Source organism: Paenibacillus sp. N22P23 (assembly GCF_059383735.1).
Genome location: NZ_JBXENT010000006.1, coordinates 34,524 through 58,705 on the forward strand (window position 1 = coordinate 34,524; position 24,182 = coordinate 58,705).

Genomic DNA, 24,182 nt, shown 5'->3' on the forward strand with positions numbered 1-24,182 from the left:
ATACTCGGCTATTTTCGCTTAAATAAGGCCCGTAGGGTTCGTTAGCGCGTATGAGCGGCAAGAGATAGTACGTTTAGTTGCCTGCGAGTACGGATGTGTTGCTCTAGGAGCAACACAAGAGCAGAAAAAACGCGCTGGCCGCGCATGTGTTGCTCTGGGAGCAACACATGCTCAAAGTGCGCCTATGCTTGTCGCCTATACGTTACTTCGCCAGCGCCTCAGCGCGATCCAACATCTCGCGCAAGGCTTCCGCAACCGTGCTATTCCGGTGCTGGGTGAGACTGCGGATTCGCGCCAGCGATTGTTTGTAAGCCTCCGTATCCTGAGGCTGATAGAATTGCTGCGCAGCAAGCCTTAAGGTTCCTCGCAGCAGCAGAGCAGATGCACGCGTTGATTTCTTGCGCATACCGTTTCGAAGGATGCGCAGCGTATTTTTATACTTAACAAGATCCTCCGATGGGGGCAAGAGAACGAATAGATTAAGGGCAGAGTCGCGTAAACCGTGACTGTCGAATAAGATGCGTACATTTTCCAAATTAACTTGATTGCCGCGGAAGGAGGTCGGATGCTCTTGATGGTAGCCAACGACTTCCCGGATGGGAATAAAGGTGATTTTCTTCTGATGCAGCCGGTAGCCGAGCTCCCAATCTTCCAGCCCGTACAGGACAAAACGCTCGTTAAACCCCTTGCTGCGGGTTAGAACAAGCCGTCTAACCGCTACGCAGCGCGTGACGAACTGCATCCATGGGGCAACATCCGTTGCGGCAAATTGAGCGATAACCTCGGCCGACATTCGCCTAGGAATGAGGACTTTCGACAAGGTGTTGGTCCGATGAAGGAGATCCTCAGGTGTAATTAACGGCATGACTTCAGCAGCGTTCTCGAACTCCGGCTTCCATACGCCGCTTGGGCCGATGGTGTTATGAAACATGAGCTGCTCCTCAGGTGAGAAGGCGGGGTGGTAGTGGGTGTATGCGTCGTCCAAGGAATAAGGCGTACCGGACAGAATGGCACGGGGATACTTGCGGTGATAGCGGCTAAACGTACGCAGAAAATGAGGCAGCACTAAGAAGTCAGCGTCGATGAAAATAACATAGCGGCCTTTCGCGTGACGCAGTCCTAAATTCCGGATCGCAGAGCGACCGCGCTGCTCGGGCTGAGCGACATGGATGAGTCGATAGGAGGCGGCGGCTTTGTAGCTCTCTACCATCTGCTGCGTACCGTCCGTTGAGCCGTCGTCAGCGACAATGACTTCCATCAGGCGCTTCGGATAGCTCTGTGTTTCTAAGGCAACAAGCGTAAGCTGCAGTTGCTGTATGCGGTTAAAGGTAGGAATTATGATGCTGTATCGGACGGTCACCATCATTCGCCTCCAGTTCCGAATTTGAAGTGCTACCACACTATATGCCTCCCATTTGACTTGGACTAGACCAACGTCATGCCAAGCCAAAAACCCACAGCCGCATCTAAACGGCTGTGGGTTTTTCAACACCATATATTGACTACCTACAGCTTAACCGGTGCTTCCAGTCTCGCCGATTCCAGTGCAGTAAGCGCGACTCTGGCTGATTTCAAGCCGTCTTCTCCGGTGATCGGCACGGCAGAGCCGCTGCGAATCGCGCTGATGAAGGCATCTACAAGACCGGCGTCCATATCGTCGCCCCAGTATAGCCATTGCGCCTTCGACTCCTTATTGCTGTACAGATCATTCTTCTGCGCAAAGGAATCGATGCTGATGACGCCTTTCGTGCCGATGATCTCCATCGTGACGTCGCCCCATGTCGGAAAGGAGCGAGAGCGGGACCAGCTCGGATCCAGCGAAGCGATGACCCCATTGCCGAAGCGGACATGTACCATTCCGGCATCTTCAACCTCAAGCTCCGGATGGAACAAAGTAGCTGCTTCTGCATATACGTCGACTACGTCGGATTGCACGAACCAGTGCATCAGGTCCATCACATGCACCGTATGGTCGAGCACAGCGCCGCCGCCGGAAGCGGAAGGCACGACGAACCAATCGCCCGGCATAGAGCCGCGGTTCGTCCCTTTAATGGCAACGATCTCCCCGATATCGCCGCGGTCGATGGATTTCTTCGCTTCTACGACAGCTGGGATGTATCGACATGGGAAGGCAGTCATGAGCTGAACGCCGTTAACCGCGCAAGCTTGGATCATAAGCTCCATCTCCTCTACGGAGATGCCTAGCGGTTTCTCGCACATGACATGTTTCTTGGCAGCAGCTGCGGCAAGCGTCAGATCAGCATGCTTCGCGTTCTCCGAGCAAATAATGACGGCATCAATGCCTGCGCCAAGAAGCTCCTGCAAGGATTCATAATGGCGAAAACCATACTGGGCTGCGACCGCGTTCGCGCGGTCTTGATTATCGTCCCAGAAGCCGGCGATGGTCACGTCGGAACGACGGAGCAGTTCACCGGTATAGCTGTGGGCATGACCATGGGCGAAGCTAAGCAGGCCAACCGAGATGGATTTAGTCGTCGTCATATTAGCGTGCCTCCCCAGCGGTCGATTGTAGACGGATCAATTGTCCGGTAGCGGCTGATTCCAGGGCAGCCCGTGCAACCTCGACCGCTTTCTTCGCATCTTCGGCCGTCACGATGGGTTCAGCTCCATCGCGGATACAGTCGATAAAATGAGCCAGCTCGATGAAATACGGATCACGATAGGAAGGGCTCTGCGGCACTTGAACCGATTTCTCGGCAATAGCTGCTTCTGTGCGTCGAATTTGCAGCGATTTGGAAGCGCTGCTGTCATATTGAAGAACACCTGAAGTTCCGGCGATATCTACGGCTGTTGTGAATGCACCCGGGTAACCCCAGTGGGACTCAAGATGAACGATAGCGGAATGATTGTGGAACCGCAGCGTAACGAGTGCATAATCAAGGGACGGCTGCGTCCGGTTTAGAGCATAAACAGATTTCACATCTCCGAAGAGGGAGCGCATGTAGTCGATATCGTGAATCATCAGATCCATGATAACGCCGCCGCTTGCTTCTTTATCCGCGTACCAAGGCGAGTGTTCGCCCGGATGGGCGCCGATCCGCTTCGCATTAGCAACGCCTACAGTACCGATGGCACCGGACTGGATGCGCTTGCTTAGGTCCGCATATTCAGGGAAGAAACGAACGACGTGACCGACAAACAGACGAACGCCTTGCGCGCGGCAAGCCGCAATCATCTCTTCAGCATCCTCAGGCGTTGGCGCGATCGGTTTCTCGCAGATGACATGTTTGCCTAAAGCAGCGACCTTTAGCACATATTCCTTGTGGAAGGGAGTAGGCAATGCAACCGAGACGACGTCAGCATCGACGGCATCCATCATTTCCTCGAACGAGGTATAGTAAGCCGTCCCAAGTGAAGAAGCGACGCGTTCTGCGCGTTCTGCATCAATATCGCACACAGCGGCGAGTATGACGCCAGGCATCCGACTGAATGCGGCGGCGTGTACGTATCCCATTGTACCGCAACCCAATACTACGACTTTCATGAACATGCGCTCCTTTGCAAAATAATGGTAGTCCCAGTTGGTTCAATGTCATTTTAGACGAAGTTCAGCCCATTGGATAGGGGGAATGGAACAGGGACGAGTGATCCGAGTGATCCCAGCAGCTCGGAGGGAGCAAATTGATTTATGAAATTGACTTCCTTGTGCAGTATTCCGAGGAGCGATGACCAGATTTTCACTCTAACGAACCACAGAGGTCTTATTTGAGCCAAATCGAGTAGTTTGAAAATCTAACGAATCGTACAGGCCTTATTTGGTGTAAAAATACCCCAAACCACACCAATGAGTACGAATAAGGCTTCTACGGTTCGTTAGAATATTTTCAGGGCTGTTTTCGCGCAAATAAGGCCTCCACGGTTCGTTAGCGCGATACGACTGCATCAAAGAGAATCGCAGCGGGCTGAAATCGGAATAACATACCCGTTTCTGCCACCCCACTCGCACAAGTATGCAGCAACCTAACCGCAGCAGTCGGCATCTTCGTCCAAGGGGAGGCGGAGGGAGAGCGGCGACTACCCGCCTCCGCGGAGCGCGACAAAAGGCCGTCTCAAGAAACGCATGCTGCGCGTTCATGAGACGGCTTTTCTCGGTGTAACCGGCGGAGCCTAGGCGTAATCGCCCGGCTGCGTCTTGCTCTTCATCGCGATGCCGAAGTCGGTGTAGATGCGCGTCTTCAAGTCGTTGCCCTTCGCTTCGGCGATATGATGGGCTAGAAGCTGAAATGGGATGATAAGCCACAGCGGCGCCGTGTATTCGTCGCACGCAAGAGATAGGCCGAGCGTTCGGTCATCTTTCGACTCGCCAAGCGAAAGGGTGTACGTGTACGGAGTCACGCGGCTCTCGTAATCGCGCAGCAGTCGAAGCCTTTCGTTCACCGCGCTGGCTCCCGTGTCTAGGAAGAAGATGCGGTGCTCCGGGTTGACCTCCAGATACGGTCCATGCATAAACGCCTCGAGCTCGATCCCCTGCGTTGGCACCCGCACCGTCTCCGAGAACTTCGTCTCGATCTCCTTAATGGTGCCGACGGCCGGCCCGTAGCCGATCGCGGTGAAGCGCGGGGCCGCCGCGAACGCTTCGCGATGCCGCTCGAAGAAGGCCTCGGACCGCTCAATAATAGCGGGAATCGAGGCGGCTGCTTCGTCTAAGCCGGAGCGAATCCCAGCCACTTCTTCAGCAGTCAGCTTGCCGGTAGTCTCGGCCAGATGCAGACCGGCAAGCATCAGCGTGAGCACGGTGGCGAGGAAACCTTTCGTCACGTAGCCGACTCGCTCTTTGCCGCAGCCGATATCGACCGTTAGATCCGCGACCTCGGAAATCGCGCTCGCCGTATCGCTTGCAAACGCGATGGTCGCGATTCCGCCGGCATCGCGGCGAATGCGCTGCAGCGCTTCGATGCTTGATGTGCTTTGTCCGCTCTGCGAGATACCGATGACCAAATCGGTATGCGGGCTTATGCGCTCATAATGGGCGAAGTGGAAGGGCTCCTTCACCTCGATGCGCACGTCGGCCCAGCGCTCTATCGCGAATTTGGCGCTAAGCGCCGCATTGTAGCTAGAGCCCGTCGCAAGCATCAGCCATTCACGCTTACCCGCGGCGTGCTGTGTGAAAGTGCGCACCTGTCCCGGGAAGGCCTCTAGAATCTGCCGAACCATCGCCTCTTCCTCAAGAATATAGGTCATCATCGTCGGTTTCATCGTGTACCCTCCCTAGTGGTAGCTGCGTATAGATCCGCCGCAAGCGACAGCCACTTCCCGGCATTACCTGTCCAGACTTCCTTGTAGGTGGCGTTGTTGAACTGCGGCCAGTAAGGAAGATCTTCGTTGCCGAACGTTTGGACGCCGACCGGAATTTCGCCGGTCATCTCACCGCTCAGCACCGAATACTGCTGTGCATACCGGTAGCCCTCACCATGCATGAGCGATTGGCCAAACGGATTAAGACCTGCAATCCACTGCAGCTGCCCTTCGGCAATGGCAAGCAGCTCGCTGTCATTCAAGTGCAGACCGGCGAGCGAAGCCGCTTTACCAGCGGACAACAAGATCGCATTGTTACCTCTGAACGAGAACCAGACTGGAAACCGGCGCAGGTAGAAGGAGTCGTTCAACTTCACGCCTTCTTTCAACTGCAGGCTGTAGTCCGACTTGGCGCGATCATCAATAAGCAAATGCTGATGGCCAAAGCTTAAGTCATCCTCGTGCTCATCAACATGATAAACGCCGCTCGCCAGCATCGGATAAGGCTGCGTATAGGCAGCCAGCTGCTTCACATAGTCGCCATATGCCGCAATCGAGGCCAGCCAGCTGCCGGCTTCAGGATGATGGGGCTGCGTTTCATGAATGGCTGTGAAGGCCCACAGATACAGATGCTCCCGCGCCTGATGATTGAAATGCTGAACAATCCGCTTGCCGGGACTGCGATAGAAGAAACCGCCCAAACGCGAGCCATCCTGCAGCAGGATGCCGTCCAGCTCTTGGGAGCGTTGAACGTAAGCGATGAATTCAGCTGCTTTCACCGCATAGAACTCATCTTGTGTCGCTTGATACAGCATCGATGCCGCCCAGGAAGCCGTTGCCATATATAAGCTTTCGGACGATTGGTACGTATGCTCCCAGAAGATTGGCTTCTCTTGGAACCCGACCTTCTCGAACTGAGCCAGCGCAAAATCAAAATCCTCCCGCGCGATCTGCAGCAAACGCGAAGACAACGCTGCATTCGGCAGCCTTCTGTGGATGTAAGCCTCAATACCGGCGCAGAAGTAGTTCTCGTAGGCCTGATTATGCACGCGAGCAGCCGCATCGTCCATCGTACCGATGCGACCGTCTGTCCAGCGAGTCATGCCGGCGCTTGTTGCTCGGTAGCCGTCTCCAAAGCGGGTTTTCAGCATGAAGTCGAGCCCCCATTCGCCTTCCTCCAGCAAACGGAGATAGAGATCCTCGTCGCACAGCTTTACTTGCTCCGCCATTTCAATAAGCGACCATGTAACCTCCGCAGTCTGAATGAGCTGCTGCGAAACGTCACCGGCATCATGCCAGCCGCCATTAAAGGCGAGCATCGTGCCTTCATGCTCCGCAATGATATCAGCGTGACAGCTGCCATGGATACCGGGGACGGGATACCCGCACCGCTCACAAAATATGAAATTGAGCACCTTCCAGAGAGACGGCTGCCACAAGAGAACCGAAGTGCCGATCATGAAGCTCTCGGTCACTAGCCCACCAGCTTCCAAGTAGTAGCGGCCTTCCTGACGAAAATCACTGAAATCGAGCAGGTCATAGCGGCCAACCGGCGTCTCGATTGCCTCAATCGGTCGACTGAAGACCGTCTCGCCTCGCGCTGCACATTTCAATTCGAATGTCCCTGCAGCAAGCTCAGCAGCGAAGGCAGTCTTCGGACTACCAACATTGTAGCCGGTGTGAGAAAACACGATCTCGCCTTTGCTTGGCATCCAGCCTTTAGAGATCGACTGTCCGGTCGTCTGCTCAAGCGTGATGCGCTTTACTTGAAGAGTTATCGTCTCACCGGTGGCCCGTTCCTTGCCGTTAATGAGATAGCCGATCGCCAGCTCCGTGATCACATCTCTTGGAAGCTCCCCGATATCGAGGTGAATCGTATTCCATTCATGGCTGCGCAGGTTAACGCCATGTACCCCTTCGCGGTCATAGATGTCGGGAATCGGAATGACGCCTTCATTCCGGAACTTGATCATGACATAGGCATTCGGCACACCATGGAAGTCCGGCTTAAGCTCCATGGTGATGCGGTTGAAGCTTTCCCAATTCTCCCGGTCAATGGCTCTCGCCATCCAGGACTGTCCGAAATTCGTGTAATCGCCATCGGCCGGAGCACCGGGCGGCCAATCGGGCATAACCGTTGGTGAGCCAAGCAGCAGCGGCTGATCTGCCGTTTGCTGCAGCGACCCGATTCCGCGGTGCACCCATTCTGCCATTCCATCTCCAACATCGATGCTGCCCAAATCGTAGAACGGCTTAGCGTCCATTACCACATGCCGCTGTTGTTCCCGTTCTAGTGAATGCTCCACATAGATTGGCAGAGGACGATGAATATAGCCCGATTGTTTAATGTCCCTCAAGAATGCCTCATTCATTGTGCTCCATCTCCTTTGTGGCGGGAATGATAGGCTTCATAGCCTGCAAGCGCGGCTCCCACAAGTCCTGCTTCTTGCGAAGGGAGCATCGTGGCAACAAGTCCGTTCGTCACGAAACGCATCGTTCTGGAGTTCAGATGAAGCCCGATCTGATCCCGAAAATAATCACTTCGTGCAACCCCGCCGCCGAGCACAATCGTTTCCGGATCGGTGACGCGCACCAAATTCATAATCGCAGCCGCAGCTGCGCAAGCTGCATCAGCAACGACTCGCTGTGCAAGCGGATCGCCGTTCTCTGCTTCTGAGACGATCAAGTGAGCAGGAATACGACTGCCAACCGTCTCAGGGATCGAGCTTGCGGGATAGGTTGACCGAAGCGCAAGCACTCGCTCATGCATGCCAAGGCCCGATGCTAGCCGCTCGACACAGCCTTTTCGACCGCAGCCGCAAACGACATCGCTGTCCATTGCCACCACCATATGCCCGACTTCACCGGCATTGAAGTGACTGCCTTCCATATAGTGCCCGTTTACGATAAACCTTGCCGCAATGCCTGTGCCGATATTGAAATAGATAAAATGATTGGAACGCGTACCCCAGCCAAACCGCCATTCCGCTTTCGCGGCGCAGGCCACATCGTTATCGATGCCGCAGGGCAGTCCAAATTCGGATTCCATATTCGCTGTTACTTCAGTCGGATCAGACTTGCCAGGCTCAATTTCAAGCCAGCGGCCATTACGGGAATCGACGCGTCCGACGACCCCGATGCCGAGAGCGACAACCTCATGGGCAATAAGCGGCTCGTTCGTTCGATAATCTTCAAGGGCTTGCAGGATACGTGTCATCGCTTCTGCTTGCGAGGACGTGTCACTGGAATAGGATTTCATATGCAAAATGGTGCCGTCAGGCGCGACCTCCCCGATTCGAATCGAGGTGCCGCCTAAATCCACTGCAAGAACGGAAACAGGAATGTTCATAGTCGTCAGAAGAGCTCCTTTCAATTTGGTAACGGTACCAAATGTGGCTGTAGAGGAATCGTTATGACCTGAGAGTAGCAAATCTGTCGGAGGTGGTCAACGGATACAATTACAGTATCCAAGGGGATAAAAATAGACGAACCCCTCACAGAGAGTAATTTGGTACCGATACCAAATCACAATTGAATTCGGCTATGATCTAGGATAGAATCAATCTAGCGAGAATCAAGTAGCGGAGGAACCACCTGTGAAAAGTAAGATTACCATTAAGGAAATCGCCCAGAAGAGCGGCGTCTCCGTCTCAACCGTTTCACGTGTACTCAATGACAGCCCTTCTGTCTCTCCGAAGAAGAGAGCAATCATTGAGAAAATCATAGAGGAATACAACTATACCCCGAGTGTGATTGCAAGAGGGATGGTTCATCGGCAGAAGCCCGGTAATATCGGGGTTATTCTACCGGACATTACAAATCCTTATTTTGCTTCCTTGTTCCAGCAGGTAGAGAGTTATGCGATGGAGCACGAGTATGCCACACTTCTGTTCAATACGATGTTTGTCCGTCAGCATCAGAAGCAAGAAACATCGAATCTGCGCTACTCGGAAGAGGATTATTTTCGCATGCTGCTGGAGAAGCAGGTCGATGGCGTCCTCATTCTGGGCGGCACGATCGATAAAGAAGAGATTCCGGATTCATTCATTCAAGCGCTCAATCAGTTGCACCGCCGACTGCCTGTCGTTATTGTTGGAGGCCGAATAGAAGGCTGTGAGTGTCTGTTCGTCGAACGCAGTTTGAAGCAGGGCGTAACTGCGATCGTTCATCACTTCATTGCACTTGGCCATGAACGTATCGGTTTTATAGGCGGAGAGCCAGGTATCCGCATCACAACAGCGCGTATAGAAGCCTTCACGCAGGTACTGCAATCACTTGGTAAGTCCGTTGACGAACGAAGGATCGTTACCTCGGATTACTACGCGCAGGATGGTTACACGGCGATGAATCATCTATTGGATGCTTGCGAGGCCAGTGGGGCACCGACGGCTGTTATTGCCATTAATGATATGGTCGCACTCGGCGCTATTCGCGCGATGAAGGACCGGGGTTTGCGTTGTCCGGAGCAAATCGCTATTGCCAGCTGCGATCAGTTCCTGCAAAGTGAGTACAGCATCCCGAGGCTGACAGCGATGAATCAGCACAACGAATATTTAGGCAAGATGGCGGTGCTTCAATTAATTAGCGCCATGAATGGTTCGGCTGAGGCCATTGCAATTCATCATACACCGGAGCTTATGATCCGTGAGTCGTGCGGGGCGGTGCCTGCTCAGCGTCTGTAATGATTTCTTGATTTCTAGTGAATTTTTCCATGCTCCATGCTATCATTAGTTCATAAGAACTATTAATAGCGAGGTTATGATATGGCTATAGAACTAAATGTAGGGCATTGTCCCAATTGTGGAAAAGTATATCAGAAGAATCTGCGTAACTTATGCGCAACATGTACTGCCGAGGAAGATGGACAGCTTACATCGATTGAGCAGGTTTTAAGACGCAACCGCCAGCTGAGCAACGAGCAAGTGGCCGAACAGACTTCTGTTTCCGTACAGCAGATTCGCTCGTATATCCGCAAGGGCAAACTTAAATTATTCGATTATCCGAACTTATCCGATGCCTGCGATCTTTGTTCAGAGCCTACCCGAAATGGGAAATTATGCGTGAAATGCGTCATGAAAATTAAAGATGACATTATGCAGGACCAGGAGAAAGCGAAGCAGAAGAAAGAGCATATCTTCTTAACGAAATTTAGAAGATGATTGGTTTGTGTAGACCTCCAGTCGACACAGCGCAAAACAGCCCGTCCCTATAAGCAGGGACGGGCTGTTCTATTTCAACAGATCGAGATAATAGTATTCCCAACTGATCGCACAACACTCGCTCGCATCGGACGCAAAAAAACCGACCTTGAATTAAGATCGGCTCCATAATCATTAGGAAATTTTCCGTCTCAAGAGATATTGTTTCCAGTGAAAGTACATGAAGCAGCCGAGGCAGAACCCGCTAAGCGCAAGCACAACGGCTGCAGTGAGCATGCCAAGAGCGACGTAGGCTATAACTAGGCTGCCGAGTGCATAGGCAATGAGTGTAACAACTAGGAATAGGATCGCGAGCAAATTGTTGAACCGGAGCAGCTCGCGGCTCTCCGTTCGGGCGCTGACAGGGAATAAAGGTGTAAACAGACGAGCAAACAAATTATAGTTGACCCCATAGGTGCGGCTAATCAATTGGACCACTAGAGGAATAGCCAAAATCCACAACTGTCCTGTACTTACACTAATAATAATGCTAAGCAAGATGCCAAGCTGATTGCCGCGAACACGGTGCAAAGGAACATCGTCTACGCATTCAAGCGTAGGGAGAAGCGGTTGTTTGCTCATCTCAAGGCCCTCCTTGCAGATCGGATTGATACACTTAGTATACATTAAATCCGACTTAACGGATAGGTTTTAATGGCTATTTTTCAAGTGATTTTTACAGGACAGGCCGTTATAATGAATCTATGTCAATTTTATTAGGAGGCCGTAACGACCTAATGAATGTGAAATCATTAGCTATTTGCTTATATGTGATGGTGCTCTACTGGCTCTCGCTGCATGTTTCGTTCCTGGATACATTGTTTTTCCCAACGATCGGCTCATTTAGCTTTCTGTTTCTCACACGCACTTATTCGATGTCGGAGCTCGGCAAGATCACCTTCGGCTCCGTTGTATCGGCAATTATAGGAACGATTCTGTTCTACCTTTATCCGAGCTCGCTCACACTGTTTGTGAATGCCGTTATCATCATTTGGCTGATTCGCAAGTTTAATTGGAATGCACCGCCGATTGCCGCCATTGCGCTGATCCCGTTCTTCTCTCATACTACGCATCTATGGGCAATTCCGATATCGGTATGCGCTGCACTGCTTGGATTAATGGCTGCCCTTGTTTTGGCAGAGGTCATGGAGCGCAAGTTCGGTCATCAATTATCGTCTTTGTTCAGAAACAAGCCTGCGGCAGTCGAATCCAGAGACATAGCAAGCTGACATGAATAGAACAAGTAAGAAAAGCCGGCCGCACCAGGTCGGCTCTTGTTTGTCGTAAAATTGACTCTCCCGTTAAGCGATAGGTACAATGAATGTAGCGAATACGGAAGCACAAGGCAAAGGGGTTTGGTCATGGATTCATCCATCGGTTTAGTACTGGAAGGCGGAGGCATGAGGGGCATCTACACGGCCGGCGTGCTGGACTATTTTACAGAACAGGATATGTACTTTCCCTATACCATCGGCGTTTCAGCCGGGGCTTGTATGGCAGCAAGTTACTTATCGAGGCAGCTGGGGCGTAATCGAGAGGTTAATGTTAATTATGTCACGGACCCGCGGTATATCTCATGGAAGAATTATTGGAGCAAAGGCGAGCTGTTCGGCATGGATTTCATATTCGATGAGCTTCCGAATGTCATTGTGCCGTTCGATTATCAAGCCTTTGAAGCCAGCAAAGAGCAGTTTGTCATCGGTACCACCGATTGCGACACCGGGGAAACGATCTTCTATAACCGGGAGGAACCCGGCTTTGATTTGCTCAAGATCATTCGGGCATCGAGCTCGCTTCCTTTTATCGCGCCGATTGTGGAATATAAGGGCCGCAACCTGTTGGATGGCGGGATTTCGGACCCCATTCCGCTTCGTAAAGCAGAAAGCGACGGCTTCAAGCGCAATGTAGTCGTGCTGACTCGGGACAGCGATTATCGCAAATCACGCAACCGCTTCGGCTGGCTCGTGCGACGTGCCTATAGGAAATACCCCGAGTTTGTCAAAATCATGCTTCGCCGGCATGAAATTTATAATGATACATTAGCTTATATTGATGAGCAGGAACGTAAAGGGAATCTGTTCGTCATTCGGCCGCAGCAGAAGTTGACGGTTGGGCGGATGGAGCGCGACCCGGATAAGCTGGACGCTCTTTATAAGGAAGGCTATGAAGATGCCAAGCGGTTAATGCCTGTTATGAAAGCATGGATGCAGGCATAAGCTGAAATGGGCGGAATTCGATTACGCATAATAGGACCTCCATCTCGATACGGGATTGGAGGTCTTTTGACATAGACAGGGTCATTTGGAGGTGGGATAATAACGAATGGTAAGCGGGAAGCAATAGGTGAAATGTGATAGGAGATAGTTCCTTTGATTAAAAATGATGCTGTACCTTCTTGGAAGAAGCTGAGTCTCTTTGCTCTGTCATGGCCAATATTAGTGGATTCGGTTCTGCGCATGATGCTGGGAACGGCCGATGTCTTTATGCTCAGCCGGATTTCGGATAAAGTGGCGGGCGCTGTCGGGTTTGCCAATGAAATTATTATGTTCTGTATTATGATGTTCGGGTTCGTCGCGATTGGAACGAGCGTGGCCGTTACGCAGTATTTGGGGGCGGGGCAGAAAGCAACGGCAAGCCGAATCTCCGCGCTTGCCATCATGATGAATTTGATGTTCGGCGTCGTCGTCAGCATCGTCGTTGTCTGTTTTAGCGAACCGGGGATGAGGCTGCTTCATCTCGACCCGTCGCAAATTGCGATAGCGAGCACCTATTTGAAGCTGATTGGCGGATTTATTTGGATCGAGGCGATTTCGTACGCGGTTTCGTCCATTATCCGTTCGAACGGGAATACGCGCGATGTTATGTATGTTACGCTTGGCGTGAATGTGATTCATGTCGTGGGCAACTACCTGCTGATCTTCGGGAACTTTGGATTCCCGGAATGGGGTGTGACCGGTGCGGCTGTGTCTACGATCGGCAGCCGAATTCTCGGCCTCGTCGTATTGTTCATGCTCTTATATCGCAAAACGCCAAGTCCAATAAGGCTCCGGGATTACATTTCCTTCGATAAGCAGTATATGAAGAAAATACTCGGTATCGGTTTGCCGTCTGCCGGTGAGCATCTGGCATGGCAGTCGCAGATGATGATGATTATGGGCTTTATCAATATCATTGGCCAACAAGCGCTCAGCGCACATGTGTATGTCTACAATATCAGCGCCTACTTCATGGCGTTGTCCATGGCGATTGGCATGGGGACGGAAATTATAGTCGGGCATATGGTTGGTGCCGGCGAGAAGAAGGCTGCGTACTTCCGGCTGCTGCGAAGCTTGCGGATCAGCATTCTGCTGACAGCCGTATTGGTCGGCATTGCGGCGCTGTTCCGCTATCAGCTGGTCGGGTTGTTCACGGATGATCCGAAGGTCATCGCTGTCGGGGCGAGTATCCTCCTCATATCGATTATTTTGGAGCCGGGGCGGGTATTCAACATTGTCGTCATCAACTCGCTTCGTGCGGCAGGGGATGCGCGGTTCCCGGTCTTGATGGGTGTCTGCTCCATGTGGGGGATTTGCGTTCCGTTGTCCTACTACCTAGGTATCCATCTGGGAATGGGCTTAATCGGCGTGTGGATTTCGTTCGCAGTGGATGAATGGGTGCGCGGTCTGCTGATGCTGGCCAGATGGAAGAGCGGGGTTTGGACGAAGAAGGCGATTGTGAGCCGGGAGCAGTCACACTCCCTTGAAGCATAACGCAGTAAGATCCACGACCGAATGCGGTTGTGGATTTTTTTATATTTCGATGCTGACAAACGGTAAGCGCTGTCCTATGATGGGAAATAGTCGGATGTAGAGGAGAGGTGCAGGATGACGAAGACCATTTCGAGCGGTGTCACACTAAACAATGGGGTTGTTATGCCTTGGCTTGGACTAGGCGTATGGCAGGGCAGACCGGAAGACGGCGCACATGTGGAACATGCGGTGCGTACGGCCATTGAAGCGGGTTATCGCAGCATCGATACGGCAGCGGCATACCGGAATGAACAAGGTGTCGGCAGAGCGGTCCGTGCGAGCGGCGTTCCAAGAGAAGAGATATTCGTCACGACTAAGGTGGATAATGCCAGTCAGGGATATGAATCTACGCTGAAGGCGTTCGATGATTCGCTGAGCGAGCTTGGGATGGATTACATCGACTTGTACTTAATCCACTGGCCTGTGAGTAAACACTTTCTGGAGACATGGCGTGCGATGGAGAAGGTTTATGCCGAGGGCAAAGTAAGAGCCATTGGTGTCAGTAATTTTCAGACGCGACATCTGGATGCGCTGCTTGCACAGTGCAGTGTAGTGCCTGTCGTCAATCAAGTGGAGTATCATCCGTGCCTGACGCAGAAGGAGCTGCAGGGATATTGCAGCAGCAAGGGGATTCAGCTTGTAGCCTGGAGCCCGCTTATGCTGGGTCGAGTGCTGGAAGAGCCGCTTGTTCAAGAACTCGCTGAGAAGTATGGCAGAACAGGCGCGCAGATCATACTGCGTTGGGATTTGCAGAACGGCGTGGTAACGATTCCGAAATCCGCGAAGACGGAGCGGATTTACGAGAATGCCGATATCTTCGGCTTCGAATTGTCGGCAGATGACATGGAGCGGCTGGATGCACTGAACCGCAATGAACGCTCCGGCATGGACCCGGATAAGTTCGAGGAGCTGTGGGGGCTGCGCTAACGCTAATAAAGAAAGGAGCCGGGAAGTCCGAATGAACGGACAGCTCAGCTCCTTTGTTTTGTTTATGGCAAGATATTGCCTGCCGCGCGGTAGATGGCGTACCATTCTTCACGTGTCAGGTGGACTTCGCTTGCTTTGATGCAATCGAGAATCCGTTCGATGTTCATCGTGCCTGTTACCGGCTGCATTTGTGCCGGGTGGCGAAGCAGCCAAGCGATAGCGATCGTGGTGTTGCTTACCTCGTATTTAGCTGCGATTTCGTCGATGGCTTTATTCAGCTCCGGGAATTTCTCGCTGCCGAGGAATACGCCTTCGAAGAAGCCGTATTGGAATGGCGACCATGGCTGAATCGTAATGTCGTTCAGGCGGCAGTAATCCAGAATGCTGCCGTCGCGGTTGATGGACGAATCGACCGTCATATTGACGTTGACGCCGTTTGAAATCATATTGGCATTCGTGATGCTGAGCTGCAGTTGGTTCGCAACAAGCGGCTGCTTCACAACTTTCTTGAGCAGTTGAATTTGCATCGGATTCTGGTTGGATACGCCGAAGTGGCGGACCTTTCCGGAACTCTCCAGTTTATCGAACGCTTCTGCTACTTCATGTGGCTCAACCAGTGCATCGGGACGGTGCAGCAGCAGAATATCGAGGTAGTCTGTTCTAAGACGTTTCAGGATCGCGTCTACAGAGTCAAGGATATGCTCTTTGGAGAAGTCGAACATACCGCTGCGAATACCGCATTTGGATTGCAGGATGATGTTCTCCCGCACGTCGTCGTTCATATGTATAGCATCCGCGAAGATTTCCTCGCACTTGCCGCCTCCGTAAATATCGGCATGATCAAAGAAGTTCGCTCCTGCTTCTAGTGAAGTTTGGACGAATCGTTCCGCCTCGGCTTTCTCCAGCCCATTAATACGCATACACCCTACAGCAAGAACAGGCACCTCAAGGGAGCTGCTTCCGAGCTTCATCGTTCTCATTCGTTTCATCCTCCTAATTGGGAATAGGTTTTAGTCCTATAGAAGATTGTGACACACAAGCAAGGCGGATTCAAGCGCAGCGCTTATTCCATGCGTGCTTTATACTCAGCCGGCGTGTAATCCGTATGTTTCTTGAAGGCTTTACAGAAATGCGCCGCATCGAAAAATCCGGTATCCATCGCGATATCGGTTATTTGCAGATGGGTGGTGCGGAGCAGCCGCTTGGCTTGCTCGATGCGAATTTTCATCAAATAACGCCCAAGCGGGATGCCGGTTGCTCCTTTGAAAATATGATTGAGGTACCGTTCGTTGAGCGAGTAGGTGGCCGCGATGTCAGCGAGCGAAATGGCGGAACCGTAATTCTCATTGAGCTCTTTGATGATTTCTCCAATCATTTGCTCATGCTTATTATGCTTCGGCCTCGTGCCGTGATAGATATGAACAGCTCGGTAAATTTTCACGAGAATATGGATAAACAGATGCTTCAGCAGATGCGGGGAACGCAGGCCGGAGCGCAGTTCCGTAATGAGCGCGACAAAATCATCCTCAAGTCCGGGCACCGCAAGCGGATGGTTATCACGGGCGATTGTCTTATAAATCTGGCGCAGCCGTGCGTTTAACGCGTCATCCTTGAACCAGAACGATAGGAAAATCACCTTGAAGCTGCCGTCATCACAGCTGCTCTTACGAATTGTATCCGGTAGAAAAAGCAGATCGCCTTGCTTCACTTCGACCTTCGCTTGATCCTGACGGATCAGATTACTGCCTTGTATATAGTAGTTCAGCTCGAAGCTGTGACCGACGCCATCCCAGCCGTGATTCCGCCACAAGCCGTAGGAATGTAAATCGAGGGAGGGCCACTCCGAGTCGATGAGTGCAATGAGTTCTTCGAGTCCGGTAAGGAGTTTATCGTTTGCTGCCAAAATTAATCACTCACTTTTTTCTGACTTTTTTACAATTTAGATTCCATTATACAATACGTCCTCCAATCTGCAACGTATAATCAGGACATAAATCGAAAACAAGGAGTGATTAAATATGTTGTTGAAATTGACTGAGCAAGAAAAACTGACTGGTGTGCCGGAGCAAGAAACAATCGAGGTAGCTACTGAACAAATTCGCAAAAACGGATATATCGGATTTGAGAGCGTATTGTCCAAGGAGCAAGTACAAGAGATTAAGGATGCATTCCTTCCGATCTTCAACGAATACATCGACAGATTCGGTTACAACACAGGTACGAACCGTGCACAGATGCATCTTCCTTTTTTACAACCATTCGTTAAGGACTACATGGTAGCAAACGCATTTGCATTACCTGTTATCAACGCTGTACTTGGCGAAGGCGTTCGTTGTACGTACCTGGCTTCAGATACAGCTTGCCCAGGTTCCGATTATCAAAACGTACACTCCGACGTGCCGCCGCTGTTCCCTACACTTGGTGTAGCACTGCCGGCATATAGCCTTGTTATGAATATCCCGCTTGTAGATGTTCATGAAGAGAACGGACCGCTTGAAGTATGGCCGGGCGGTACGCATCTGGACCCTGAGAGCACCAAACATACGTCCATCGACGGAGAAATGCTGCGCGCTGCAAAAACGATGTACTCGGAGAAAGTCTACATGCCTGCAGGATCGATCGTGATCCGTGACATTCGCATGTGGCACCGTGGTACGCCAAACCGTACGCAAGAGAACCGTACGAACATCGCATTGATCTACAACAACGATTGGTACGGTGCGGGTGGTTCGATTCACGTGCCACAAGAGGCGTATGACCAAGCATCCCCGGCAGTGAAAAGCCTATTCAGACACGAAAGAGTCGGAGCTTCTGTCAAAATGCCTTGGCAGTGGTAATCGTTGCTCCATAGCCTATAGATGACGAAAGAGACACCGAGAAATTCGGTGTCTCTTGTTGTTAAGCGATTAACTTTTCAGTCGGATTCCCAGAAGCTCTCGAAATACTGCTTCAATTCGGAAAACCCTTCTCTCCTGATGACGTAGAATCGTTGGGTGCCGGCGCGCCTTACAACAACAAGGCCTGCGTCCTCCAGTACTTTGAGATGCTGTGAAATAGCCGGTGCCGAAACGGAAAAATGCGATGCGATGGCGCTCGAGGTTAGTTCCTCGTCTCGGATGAAATGTAAAATATCTCTGCGTCTGGGTTCTGCTAAGGCATGTAGGATTGTATCGATCATAGCATTAATTTAGCATACGATTAATTAAGTGTACACTTAATTAATGAGAATTTTTGGAAAGGTAGTTAGTGTAGTTAGTAACTCGACGGCTGGCTGTGGCTGCCATCCCAGTCACAATGGGATGTGAAATATCTCTGCGCCAAGGCTCCGCTCAGGCATAAATGGTTGTTCGATCATGACATTAATTAAGCGTTCACTTAATTAAGCTACAGTTTAATTAAGCGAACGCTTAATTAACAAAGGTCTTATGGAAAGGTAGTTGTAGGGTGACCGTCTTGTTGTGGGAACTATCTGCTAATGGGCTTCCATGGGTTCGAGCGGCGAATGATCGTCAATATGCCCCAAAGCATCAGTAGTGCCGTAACCGGATGAATGGCAGCGATCATACGTGTATCTAAGTTGACGGAGATATATTGAAAGATGATGCACACGTACAATAAGGCTGATAATGTAGCGGTTCTCCAGCCCATGCGGCCGATGAGGGCGAATACGATCATCACAATCGGAACAAACTCGAAGTAGTGGATAAAGGACTTGTGCATCGACCAATCACCATTGTCGAAGACAGCGAGGCCGGCCAGAAACACTTGCGTAAACAATGAAATGCCGAACAGCCATGCTAATACATAAAAAATGATTTTGGATATACGGATCATGTCTGTTTAACCTCCTTAATTGGTTTGCGATATGACCGACGCTCGCCGCCCGGTTTCCATATCGATAAGATGTACATGACGACGAGCGACACGGTTTGCAGCACGATTCCGATCCAGAGCAGCGTATGATTGACGGTGAACCCTGATGTTTGCCATGCGTTCAATCCGGCATCTGCCGTCGGTTTGATCCCCTTCAACGTCCATTCATACAAACCGATAACCCCGATCCCGATGCACAACAGCGTAAGTACTTCTTTGGCGATGATCCAGTTGTAACGGAACAGTTTCCACGAAGTCATCACGGACAGCATGATGCCGGTGACAGTCACCCCAATGGTCGAAGCGCGGACGCTGCTCGAGGCAAGCAGATTCATGATGGAGTAGCAGGCGTGCAGCACCGTAGGATCGCTCGTCACAGATGCGGTCAACGCCAGAATGATAAACACAGCCTGTACGCCAAGCATGATTGCGGCAAAAATAATGTGCAGCAGCAGAAGGATTCTGCGTCCCTGCAAGGATAGCTTTTTCAATGTAACGCAGCCCCTCTAATGGTTATAGGTTGAATCTGTAGCCGACACCCCACACGGTCTCGACATAACGCGGTTTAGACGGATCACGCTCGAGCTTTTCCCGCAGCTTGCTGATATGAACGGTTACCGTTGCGTGATCGCCAAGCGCGTCCAGCCCCCAAATTCGCTCGAACAATTCCTCCTTGCGGAAGACACGATTCGGATTCGTGACGAGGAAGAGCAATAGATCGTACTCTTTGGCTGTGAAAACCACTTCCTCATCGTTGACGTACACGCGCCGAGATTGCCGATCGATGCGAATGTTATGCAGCTGCAGCTCATCCCTTTGCCATTCACCGCTGCCCACAAGCCGGTCGTACCGTGCCAAATGTGCTTTGACCCGTGCAACAAGCTCGCCAAGCCCGAATGGCTTTAGGATATAATCATCTGCCCCGAGCCCGAATCCGCGGATCTTATCCACTTCTTCTTTCTTCGCAGATACGATTAGAATGGGGATATTGCTCGCTTCACGAACGCGGCGGCACACGTCATAGCCATCCATTCGAGGCAGCATCAGGTCGAGCAGGATGAGGTCATACCCATCCCCTTTGAGCGCCATTTCGAGACCAAGATCGCCGCGATCCGCGATGTCTGCGGAGAAACCGCTTGCTTCCAGATAGTCTTTCTGCACTTCGGCAATGACAGGGTCATCCTCGATAATCAAGATTCGTTTGCGAGCTCGATTCATTGCGGATCCTCACTTTCTTCGGATGGAATTCGCGGTAGAGTAGGGAGGTGAAGCAGGATTGTCGTACCTTCGCCCTCTCGGCTACTGGCTGCAACCGAGCCGCCATGCTCCTCCATAATCTGCTTTACGATTGCAAGGCCGAGGCCGCTGCTGCCCGAGTCCGGACGACGCGACGATTCTGCCCGGTAGAACTGTTCGAACACATGTGGCAGAGCTTCTGCCGGAATGCCGGCGCCGTTGTCCGAGATGGCGATTGTGGCGATAGATGTTAAGGCGGAACTGGTGGAACTACTGGTTGAACCCGCCGAACCCGCGAGCGCTTCGGCGGTTAGCTCGATCGTCAGTACACGCGGTGTTTTGTCCATATGTTTAATGCTGTTGTTTACGACGTTAAAGATGGCCCGGTGCAGTTTCTCGCGGTCTGCTCGAATGAGCAGACCGCGAGAAACTGCACTCGTCGTTGCCGCGTTGTTGCGGAACTGGATCTCGGCACTACTAAGCCGAGGGTCAAGCTTCAGCTCAGCGACGGTAAGGCTCAAATATTCGGCGACGTCCAGCGTCTCAAACTGGAACGGCAGCTTCCCGATATCGAGCGTGGAGTAAAGTAGCAGCTCTTCAATCATGCGGTTCATATCGGTGGTTTTGCCGCCGATCATGTCCACGTATTTGCGCCGTTTCTCCTCCGTATCGGCAACCCCGCCGCGCAAGCAATCGACGCAGCCTTGGATGGCGGTGATCGGCGTCTTCAAATCATGGGAGATGTTCGCTAGCAGCTCCTTGCGGCTCTGCTCCAACTGCAGTTGCGCGTCAATAGACCCTTTCAAGCGAATGCGCATTTCCTCAAAGGCCGATCCAAGCTGTCCGATTTCATCCTGCCTCTGCAGATGAATGCCGTGATCCAACTGGCCCTCGCGAATTTGTCCTGCAGCATCCCGCAGTGCATGAAGCGGCTTAATAATGCTGCGGGAGACGAAGAACGTGAGAACGCCATTCGTCAGCACGAGTGCGACAAGCAGTCCGAGCAGCACGGTCGGGATGAATCGTTTGAAGAAGTTCGCGACAGGTTCCATATCGGATACGATGATGATCGAGCCGGGCTTGCCGTCAAGAGTGGTATAGGTGATTTGGTCAAGACTGTTTCCGCGGGGCGGTCCGGGGTGAGCGAAACGTCGATGGCTGCTGTCGTCGTTGCCTTGCAGCTCGGAAATGATTTCATCGGCTGAGAGTCCCGGCGATGCATAGGCCGGAGCTTCGGCTTTATCTACAAGGATGATCATGCCGGCATCTACCTTGGCCAGCTCCGACTCCGTCGAAGCGAGGAATGCGGGGTCGCTGAGCAGCTTCGGATCATGCTGGGCAACGAACCGAAGGCCGGAAGCGATCTCGCTGCGTCCGCTGAACAAGTCGCGGATTTCGGCAAACGGGACATGACTTTTTTCTTGTCCGGTTTGGGAAGTCATGTCCTGCTTGAAGACATTCGCCGCTAATGTGACCGTAATGCCAAGCAGTAGAACAGGTATGACAATCATCGCAATATATGAGAAAAGCAATTTCGTTCGGATGGACATGGCGTGGCAGCCCCCTTCCATTTCATTGTAGTATCTACCTGTAAATATTCCATAAACCAGTTCTAAAAAAAGTATAAACAATGCCTATACAGCGAACGGTGAGGTTCATGTTACCTGAGCCCGAGTAAAGGTAACACAGATTCTGATATACTGGAACGAGCAAAATAAGAAATAGGTGAATAAGCATGTTGGTCATAACACAGAGTGAAGTCAAAGAACTGCTTACGATGCAGGGGTGTATCCGCATTATGGAAGAAGTGCTGGCAGACCTGACAACTGGACAAGCGTTGCAATCCTTACGAAGCGTTGTTCCTGTGCGCGGGGGCAATTTAATGGGGCTGATGCCTGCGTACTTGAAGCGTGATGAGAAGGTTGGCGCCAAAATCATTACGGTATTCCCGGACAATCATGCGAAGCGATTGCCGTCGCATCAAGGGTTCGTATCGCTGTTCGATGCGGTTACGGGAGAGCTTGAAGCCATCGTGGACGGAAGGCAAATTACGGCCATTCGTACCGCGGCGGTCAGCGCTGCCGCGACGAAGCTGCTCGCTTGCGAAGACGCAGCGACGCTTGCGGTGATCGGGACTGGCGAGCAGGCACGCAGCCATATTGAAGCGATGCTGCTCGTGCGGCCGATCAAGCGCATCGCGATCTGGGGGCCGAATCCAGCGCATGCGGCGCAGCTTAGATTGGAGACCGAGGAGCGCTACGGAGCTCCCGTCGTCGTAGAAGTGATGCCAACTGCGGAGCAGGCCGTGGCAGAGGCCTATATTATTTGTACGGTTACAGCGTCAACGACCCCTGTCGTGCAAGGCGAATGGATCAGAGCAGGCACGCATGTTAATGCAGTAGGAGCTTGCAGAGCGAAGGACCGGGAGCTGGACTCCGAGCTCGTGCGGCGCGCGGAGCTGTTCGTGGATCGCAGGGAATCAGCCGTCAATGAAGCCGGCGATTACCTCATTCCGCTCGCGGAGGGCGTGATTACGGAGACGCATATTCGAGGCGAGCTTGGCGAACTGCTGACAGGCCGCATCGCGCAGGGGCGAAGCTCGGAACAGGCGATTACGTTGTTCAAAGCGCTTGGACTTGCGAGTGAGGATTTGGCGGCAGCCGGGTTTATTTTGAAAGAAGCGATTCGTTTACATAAAGGCACGCAAATTGACTTTTAGGAGAGGGAATGCAGCATGAATCAGCAACCAGAGGGACTCTACCCTTTCCCGTTATCGGCGGAAGAAGAAGAGCGGGCAAGACGGCTTCACGAGAGGATCATCATCATTGATCTGCTGTTCCAGGGGCCGCTGTCGCCTAAGGCGATACCGTCGCGTGTATCCGAGCAGCTTCGTGAGCAATGCGAGCCCTATCGGGATCAGCCGATGGAATACAGCATGATGCCAGCTAAACTCATTAAAGGCATGATTGCTCGCGGGGAGTTAGCCGAGTTCAAAGAGGAATGGTACCGCTCCGGCATTACAGCCGGTAATCGGGAACTCGATCTGTCGAGTCCGGAGAGCGTCGTCACGAGCATGGGCGAAGTGCAGCGTCAGTTCGATGCGGTGGAATGGCTGGATAAGGCGCTGACTGCCGGCGATATTCGCGAAGCGAAGCGCAGCGGACGGAAAGCCGGCATTGTGACTGCGCAGGAGAACGACGGCCTGGGCAAAAACCTTGATTTGCTTGATACGCTGCATCACTTCGGCCTTCGCATTCTGCAGCTGACCTACAATAATCAGAACTATGTGGCTTCCGGCTGCATGGAACCTACGGACGGGGGCGTGAGCAAGTTCGGCGCACGTTTCATTAGCCGTATGAATGAGCTTGGCGTTATCGTCGATACAAGTCACTGCGGCAAACAAACGACGCTTGATGCGTGCAGACTATCCGGCCAGCCGGTTATCGCTTCGCATACCGGAGCCGAAGCCATCTATGGCCATGCACGCTGCAAAAGCGATGAGGAAATAAAGGCGATTGCCGCAACAGGAGGCGTTATCGGCGTGTTCGCCATGCCTTGGTTCGTGCACGGCGATCCGAATGATACGACAATGGAACATGTGCTCGATCATATCGATTACATCGTGCGGCTTACCGGTGTGGATCATGTCGGCATCGGAACCGATTGGCCGATGAGCGATGTGGAATGGGCGCTTGTGTATTTCAAGGAGCATGTTGCGCCGATGCTTGGTTTTGCCAAAGGGGATGGACCTTCAACCGAGACGGTGAAGGGGTTGGAGAAGTACAGTTATTTTATCAACTTCACGCGGGGTTTAGTTGCAAGGGGTTATCGAGACGAAGACATTGCGAAGATTATGGGCGGCAATTGGCTGCGCGTATTTGAGCAGGTATGGGGATAGGGGCGA

The 24,182-nt window shown here is 52.1% G+C and carries 23 protein-coding genes; 9 read left to right on the forward strand and 14 right to left on the reverse strand.

Going from position 1 to position 24,182, the window contains the following annotated elements; all coding sequences use genetic code 11:
* Positions 1-202: 202 nt before the first annotated feature.
* The 6 genes from AC506A_RS22070 to AC506A_RS22095 all read right to left on the reverse strand — a co-directional run bounded on the left by AC506A_RS22070 (position 203) and on the right by AC506A_RS22095 (position 8,605).
* Positions 203-1,360, reverse strand: coding sequence for a glycosyltransferase (locus AC506A_RS22070; protein ID WP_495463357.1), 1,158 nt, complete (start codon positions 1,358-1,360; stop codon positions 203-205).
* Between the two features lie 146 nt (positions 1,361-1,506).
* Positions 1,507-2,502, reverse strand: coding sequence for a Gfo/Idh/MocA family protein (locus tag AC506A_RS22075; protein WP_495463154.1), 996 nt, complete (start codon positions 2,500-2,502; stop codon positions 1,507-1,509).
* Between the two features lies 1 nt (position 2,503).
* On the reverse strand, positions 2,504-3,505 hold the full coding sequence (locus tag AC506A_RS22080) for a Gfo/Idh/MocA family protein (RefSeq protein WP_495463155.1): 1,002 nt from the start codon (positions 3,503-3,505) through the stop codon (positions 2,504-2,506).
* 623 nt (positions 3,506-4,128) lie between these two features.
* Positions 4,129-5,217 carry an SIS domain-containing protein gene (locus AC506A_RS22085; RefSeq protein ID WP_495463156.1) on the reverse strand — a complete coding sequence of 363 codons (1,089 nt, stop codon included), beginning with the start codon at positions 5,215-5,217 and terminating at the stop codon, positions 4,129-4,131.
* Positions 5,214-7,628 (reverse strand): glycoside hydrolase family 9 protein, encoded by a 2,415-nt coding sequence (locus AC506A_RS22090; RefSeq protein WP_495463157.1) that lies wholly within the window; start codon positions 7,626-7,628, stop codon positions 5,214-5,216. Before AC506A_RS22090 ends, AC506A_RS22085 begins: the two co-directional genes overlap by 4 nt.
* Complete coding sequence (locus AC506A_RS22095) at positions 7,625-8,605, reverse strand: ROK family protein (protein WP_495463158.1); 981 nt, start codon at positions 8,603-8,605, stop codon at positions 7,625-7,627. The genes AC506A_RS22090 and AC506A_RS22095 overlap by 4 nt, the downstream gene beginning before the upstream one ends.
* Before the next feature lie 247 nt (positions 8,606-8,852).
* On the opposite strand from AC506A_RS22095, the gene AC506A_RS22100 reads away from it, so the two are divergent.
* Complete coding sequence (locus AC506A_RS22100) at positions 8,853-9,938, forward strand: LacI family DNA-binding transcriptional regulator (protein WP_495463159.1); 1,086 nt, start codon at positions 8,853-8,855, stop codon at positions 9,936-9,938.
* An 81-nt stretch (positions 9,939-10,019) separates the two neighbouring features.
* Complete coding sequence (locus AC506A_RS22105; protein ID WP_495463160.1) at positions 10,020-10,415, forward strand: hypothetical protein; 396 nt, start codon at positions 10,020-10,022, stop codon at positions 10,413-10,415.
* Between the two features lie 174 nt (positions 10,416-10,589).
* Here the strand turns inward: AC506A_RS22105 and AC506A_RS22110 are convergent, their stop codons facing one another.
* Positions 10,590-11,036, reverse strand: coding sequence for a DUF4395 domain-containing protein (locus tag AC506A_RS22110; protein ID WP_495463161.1), 447 nt, complete (start codon positions 11,034-11,036; stop codon positions 10,590-10,592).
* Between the two features lie 155 nt (positions 11,037-11,191).
* Between AC506A_RS22110 and AC506A_RS22115 the strand changes: the two genes are divergently transcribed.
* From AC506A_RS22115 to AC506A_RS22130, 4 genes are all read left to right on the forward strand, one after another.
* Positions 11,192-11,683 (forward strand): HPP family protein, encoded by a 492-nt coding sequence (locus AC506A_RS22115; protein WP_495463162.1) that lies wholly within the window; start codon positions 11,192-11,194, stop codon positions 11,681-11,683.
* Between the two features lie 132 nt (positions 11,684-11,815).
* Complete coding sequence (locus tag AC506A_RS22120; protein ID WP_495463163.1) at positions 11,816-12,670, forward strand: patatin-like phospholipase family protein; 855 nt, start codon at positions 11,816-11,818, stop codon at positions 12,668-12,670.
* A gap of 153 nt (positions 12,671-12,823) precedes the next feature.
* Positions 12,824-14,203 carry an MATE family efflux transporter gene (locus tag AC506A_RS22125; protein WP_495463164.1) on the forward strand — a complete coding sequence of 460 codons (1,380 nt, stop codon included), beginning with the start codon at positions 12,824-12,826 and terminating at the stop codon, positions 14,201-14,203.
* 114 nt (positions 14,204-14,317) lie between these two features.
* A complete protein-coding gene (locus AC506A_RS22130) occupies positions 14,318-15,169 on the forward strand; it encodes an aldo/keto reductase (protein WP_495463165.1) in 852 nt (283 codons plus the stop codon).
* 62 nt (positions 15,170-15,231) lie between these two features.
* On the opposite strand, the gene AC506A_RS22135 is transcribed toward AC506A_RS22130, so the two are convergent.
* Both AC506A_RS22135 and AC506A_RS22140 read right to left on the reverse strand, forming a co-directional pair.
* Positions 15,232-16,149 (reverse strand): aldo/keto reductase, encoded by a 918-nt coding sequence (locus AC506A_RS22135; RefSeq protein WP_495463166.1) that lies wholly within the window; start codon positions 16,147-16,149, stop codon positions 15,232-15,234.
* Between the two features lie 83 nt (positions 16,150-16,232).
* Positions 16,233-17,072, reverse strand: coding sequence for an AraC family transcriptional regulator (locus AC506A_RS22140; RefSeq protein WP_495463167.1), 840 nt, complete (start codon positions 17,070-17,072; stop codon positions 16,233-16,235).
* Positions 17,073-17,187: 115 nt separating this feature from the next.
* Between AC506A_RS22140 and AC506A_RS22145 the strand changes: the two genes are divergently transcribed.
* Complete coding sequence (locus AC506A_RS22145; protein WP_495463168.1) at positions 17,188-18,006, forward strand: phytanoyl-CoA dioxygenase family protein; 819 nt, start codon at positions 17,188-17,190, stop codon at positions 18,004-18,006.
* A gap of 77 nt (positions 18,007-18,083) precedes the next feature.
* Here the strand turns inward: AC506A_RS22145 and AC506A_RS22150 are convergent, their stop codons facing one another.
* The 5 genes from AC506A_RS22150 to AC506A_RS22170 form a co-directional block, all read right to left on the reverse strand.
* The gene (locus AC506A_RS22150; RefSeq protein WP_495463169.1) at positions 18,084-18,347 is read right to left on the reverse strand and encodes an ArsR/SmtB family transcription factor; all 264 of its coding nucleotides are present in this window, start codon (positions 18,345-18,347) and stop codon (positions 18,084-18,086) included.
* 287 nt (positions 18,348-18,634) lie between these two features.
* Positions 18,635-19,003, reverse strand: coding sequence for a DUF6220 domain-containing protein (locus AC506A_RS22155; RefSeq protein ID WP_495463170.1), 369 nt, complete (start codon positions 19,001-19,003; stop codon positions 18,635-18,637).
* The gene (locus AC506A_RS22160; RefSeq protein ID WP_495463171.1) at positions 19,000-19,533 is read right to left on the reverse strand and encodes a hypothetical protein; all 534 of its coding nucleotides are present in this window, start codon (positions 19,531-19,533) and stop codon (positions 19,000-19,002) included. Before AC506A_RS22160 ends, AC506A_RS22155 begins: the two co-directional genes overlap by 4 nt.
* 22 nt (positions 19,534-19,555) lie before the next feature.
* Complete coding sequence (locus AC506A_RS22165; protein ID WP_495463172.1) at positions 19,556-20,260, reverse strand: response regulator transcription factor; 705 nt, start codon at positions 20,258-20,260, stop codon at positions 19,556-19,558.
* Complete coding sequence (locus tag AC506A_RS22170; protein ID WP_495463173.1) at positions 20,257-21,828, reverse strand: sensor histidine kinase; 1,572 nt, start codon at positions 21,826-21,828, stop codon at positions 20,257-20,259. Before AC506A_RS22170 ends, AC506A_RS22165 begins: the two co-directional genes overlap by 4 nt.
* Positions 21,829-22,013: 185 nt before the next feature.
* Here AC506A_RS22170 and AC506A_RS22175 point away from each other — a divergent pair, with 185 nt between their 5' ends.
* On the forward strand, positions 22,014-22,997 hold the full coding sequence (locus AC506A_RS22175) for an ornithine cyclodeaminase family protein (protein WP_495463174.1): 984 nt from the start codon (positions 22,014-22,016) through the stop codon (positions 22,995-22,997).
* Positions 22,998-23,012: 15 nt separating this feature from the next.
* Entirely contained in the window at positions 23,013-24,176 is a 1,164-nt protein-coding gene (locus AC506A_RS22180; protein WP_495463175.1) for a dipeptidase, read from the forward strand.
* Positions 24,177-24,182 lie beyond the last annotated feature (6 nt).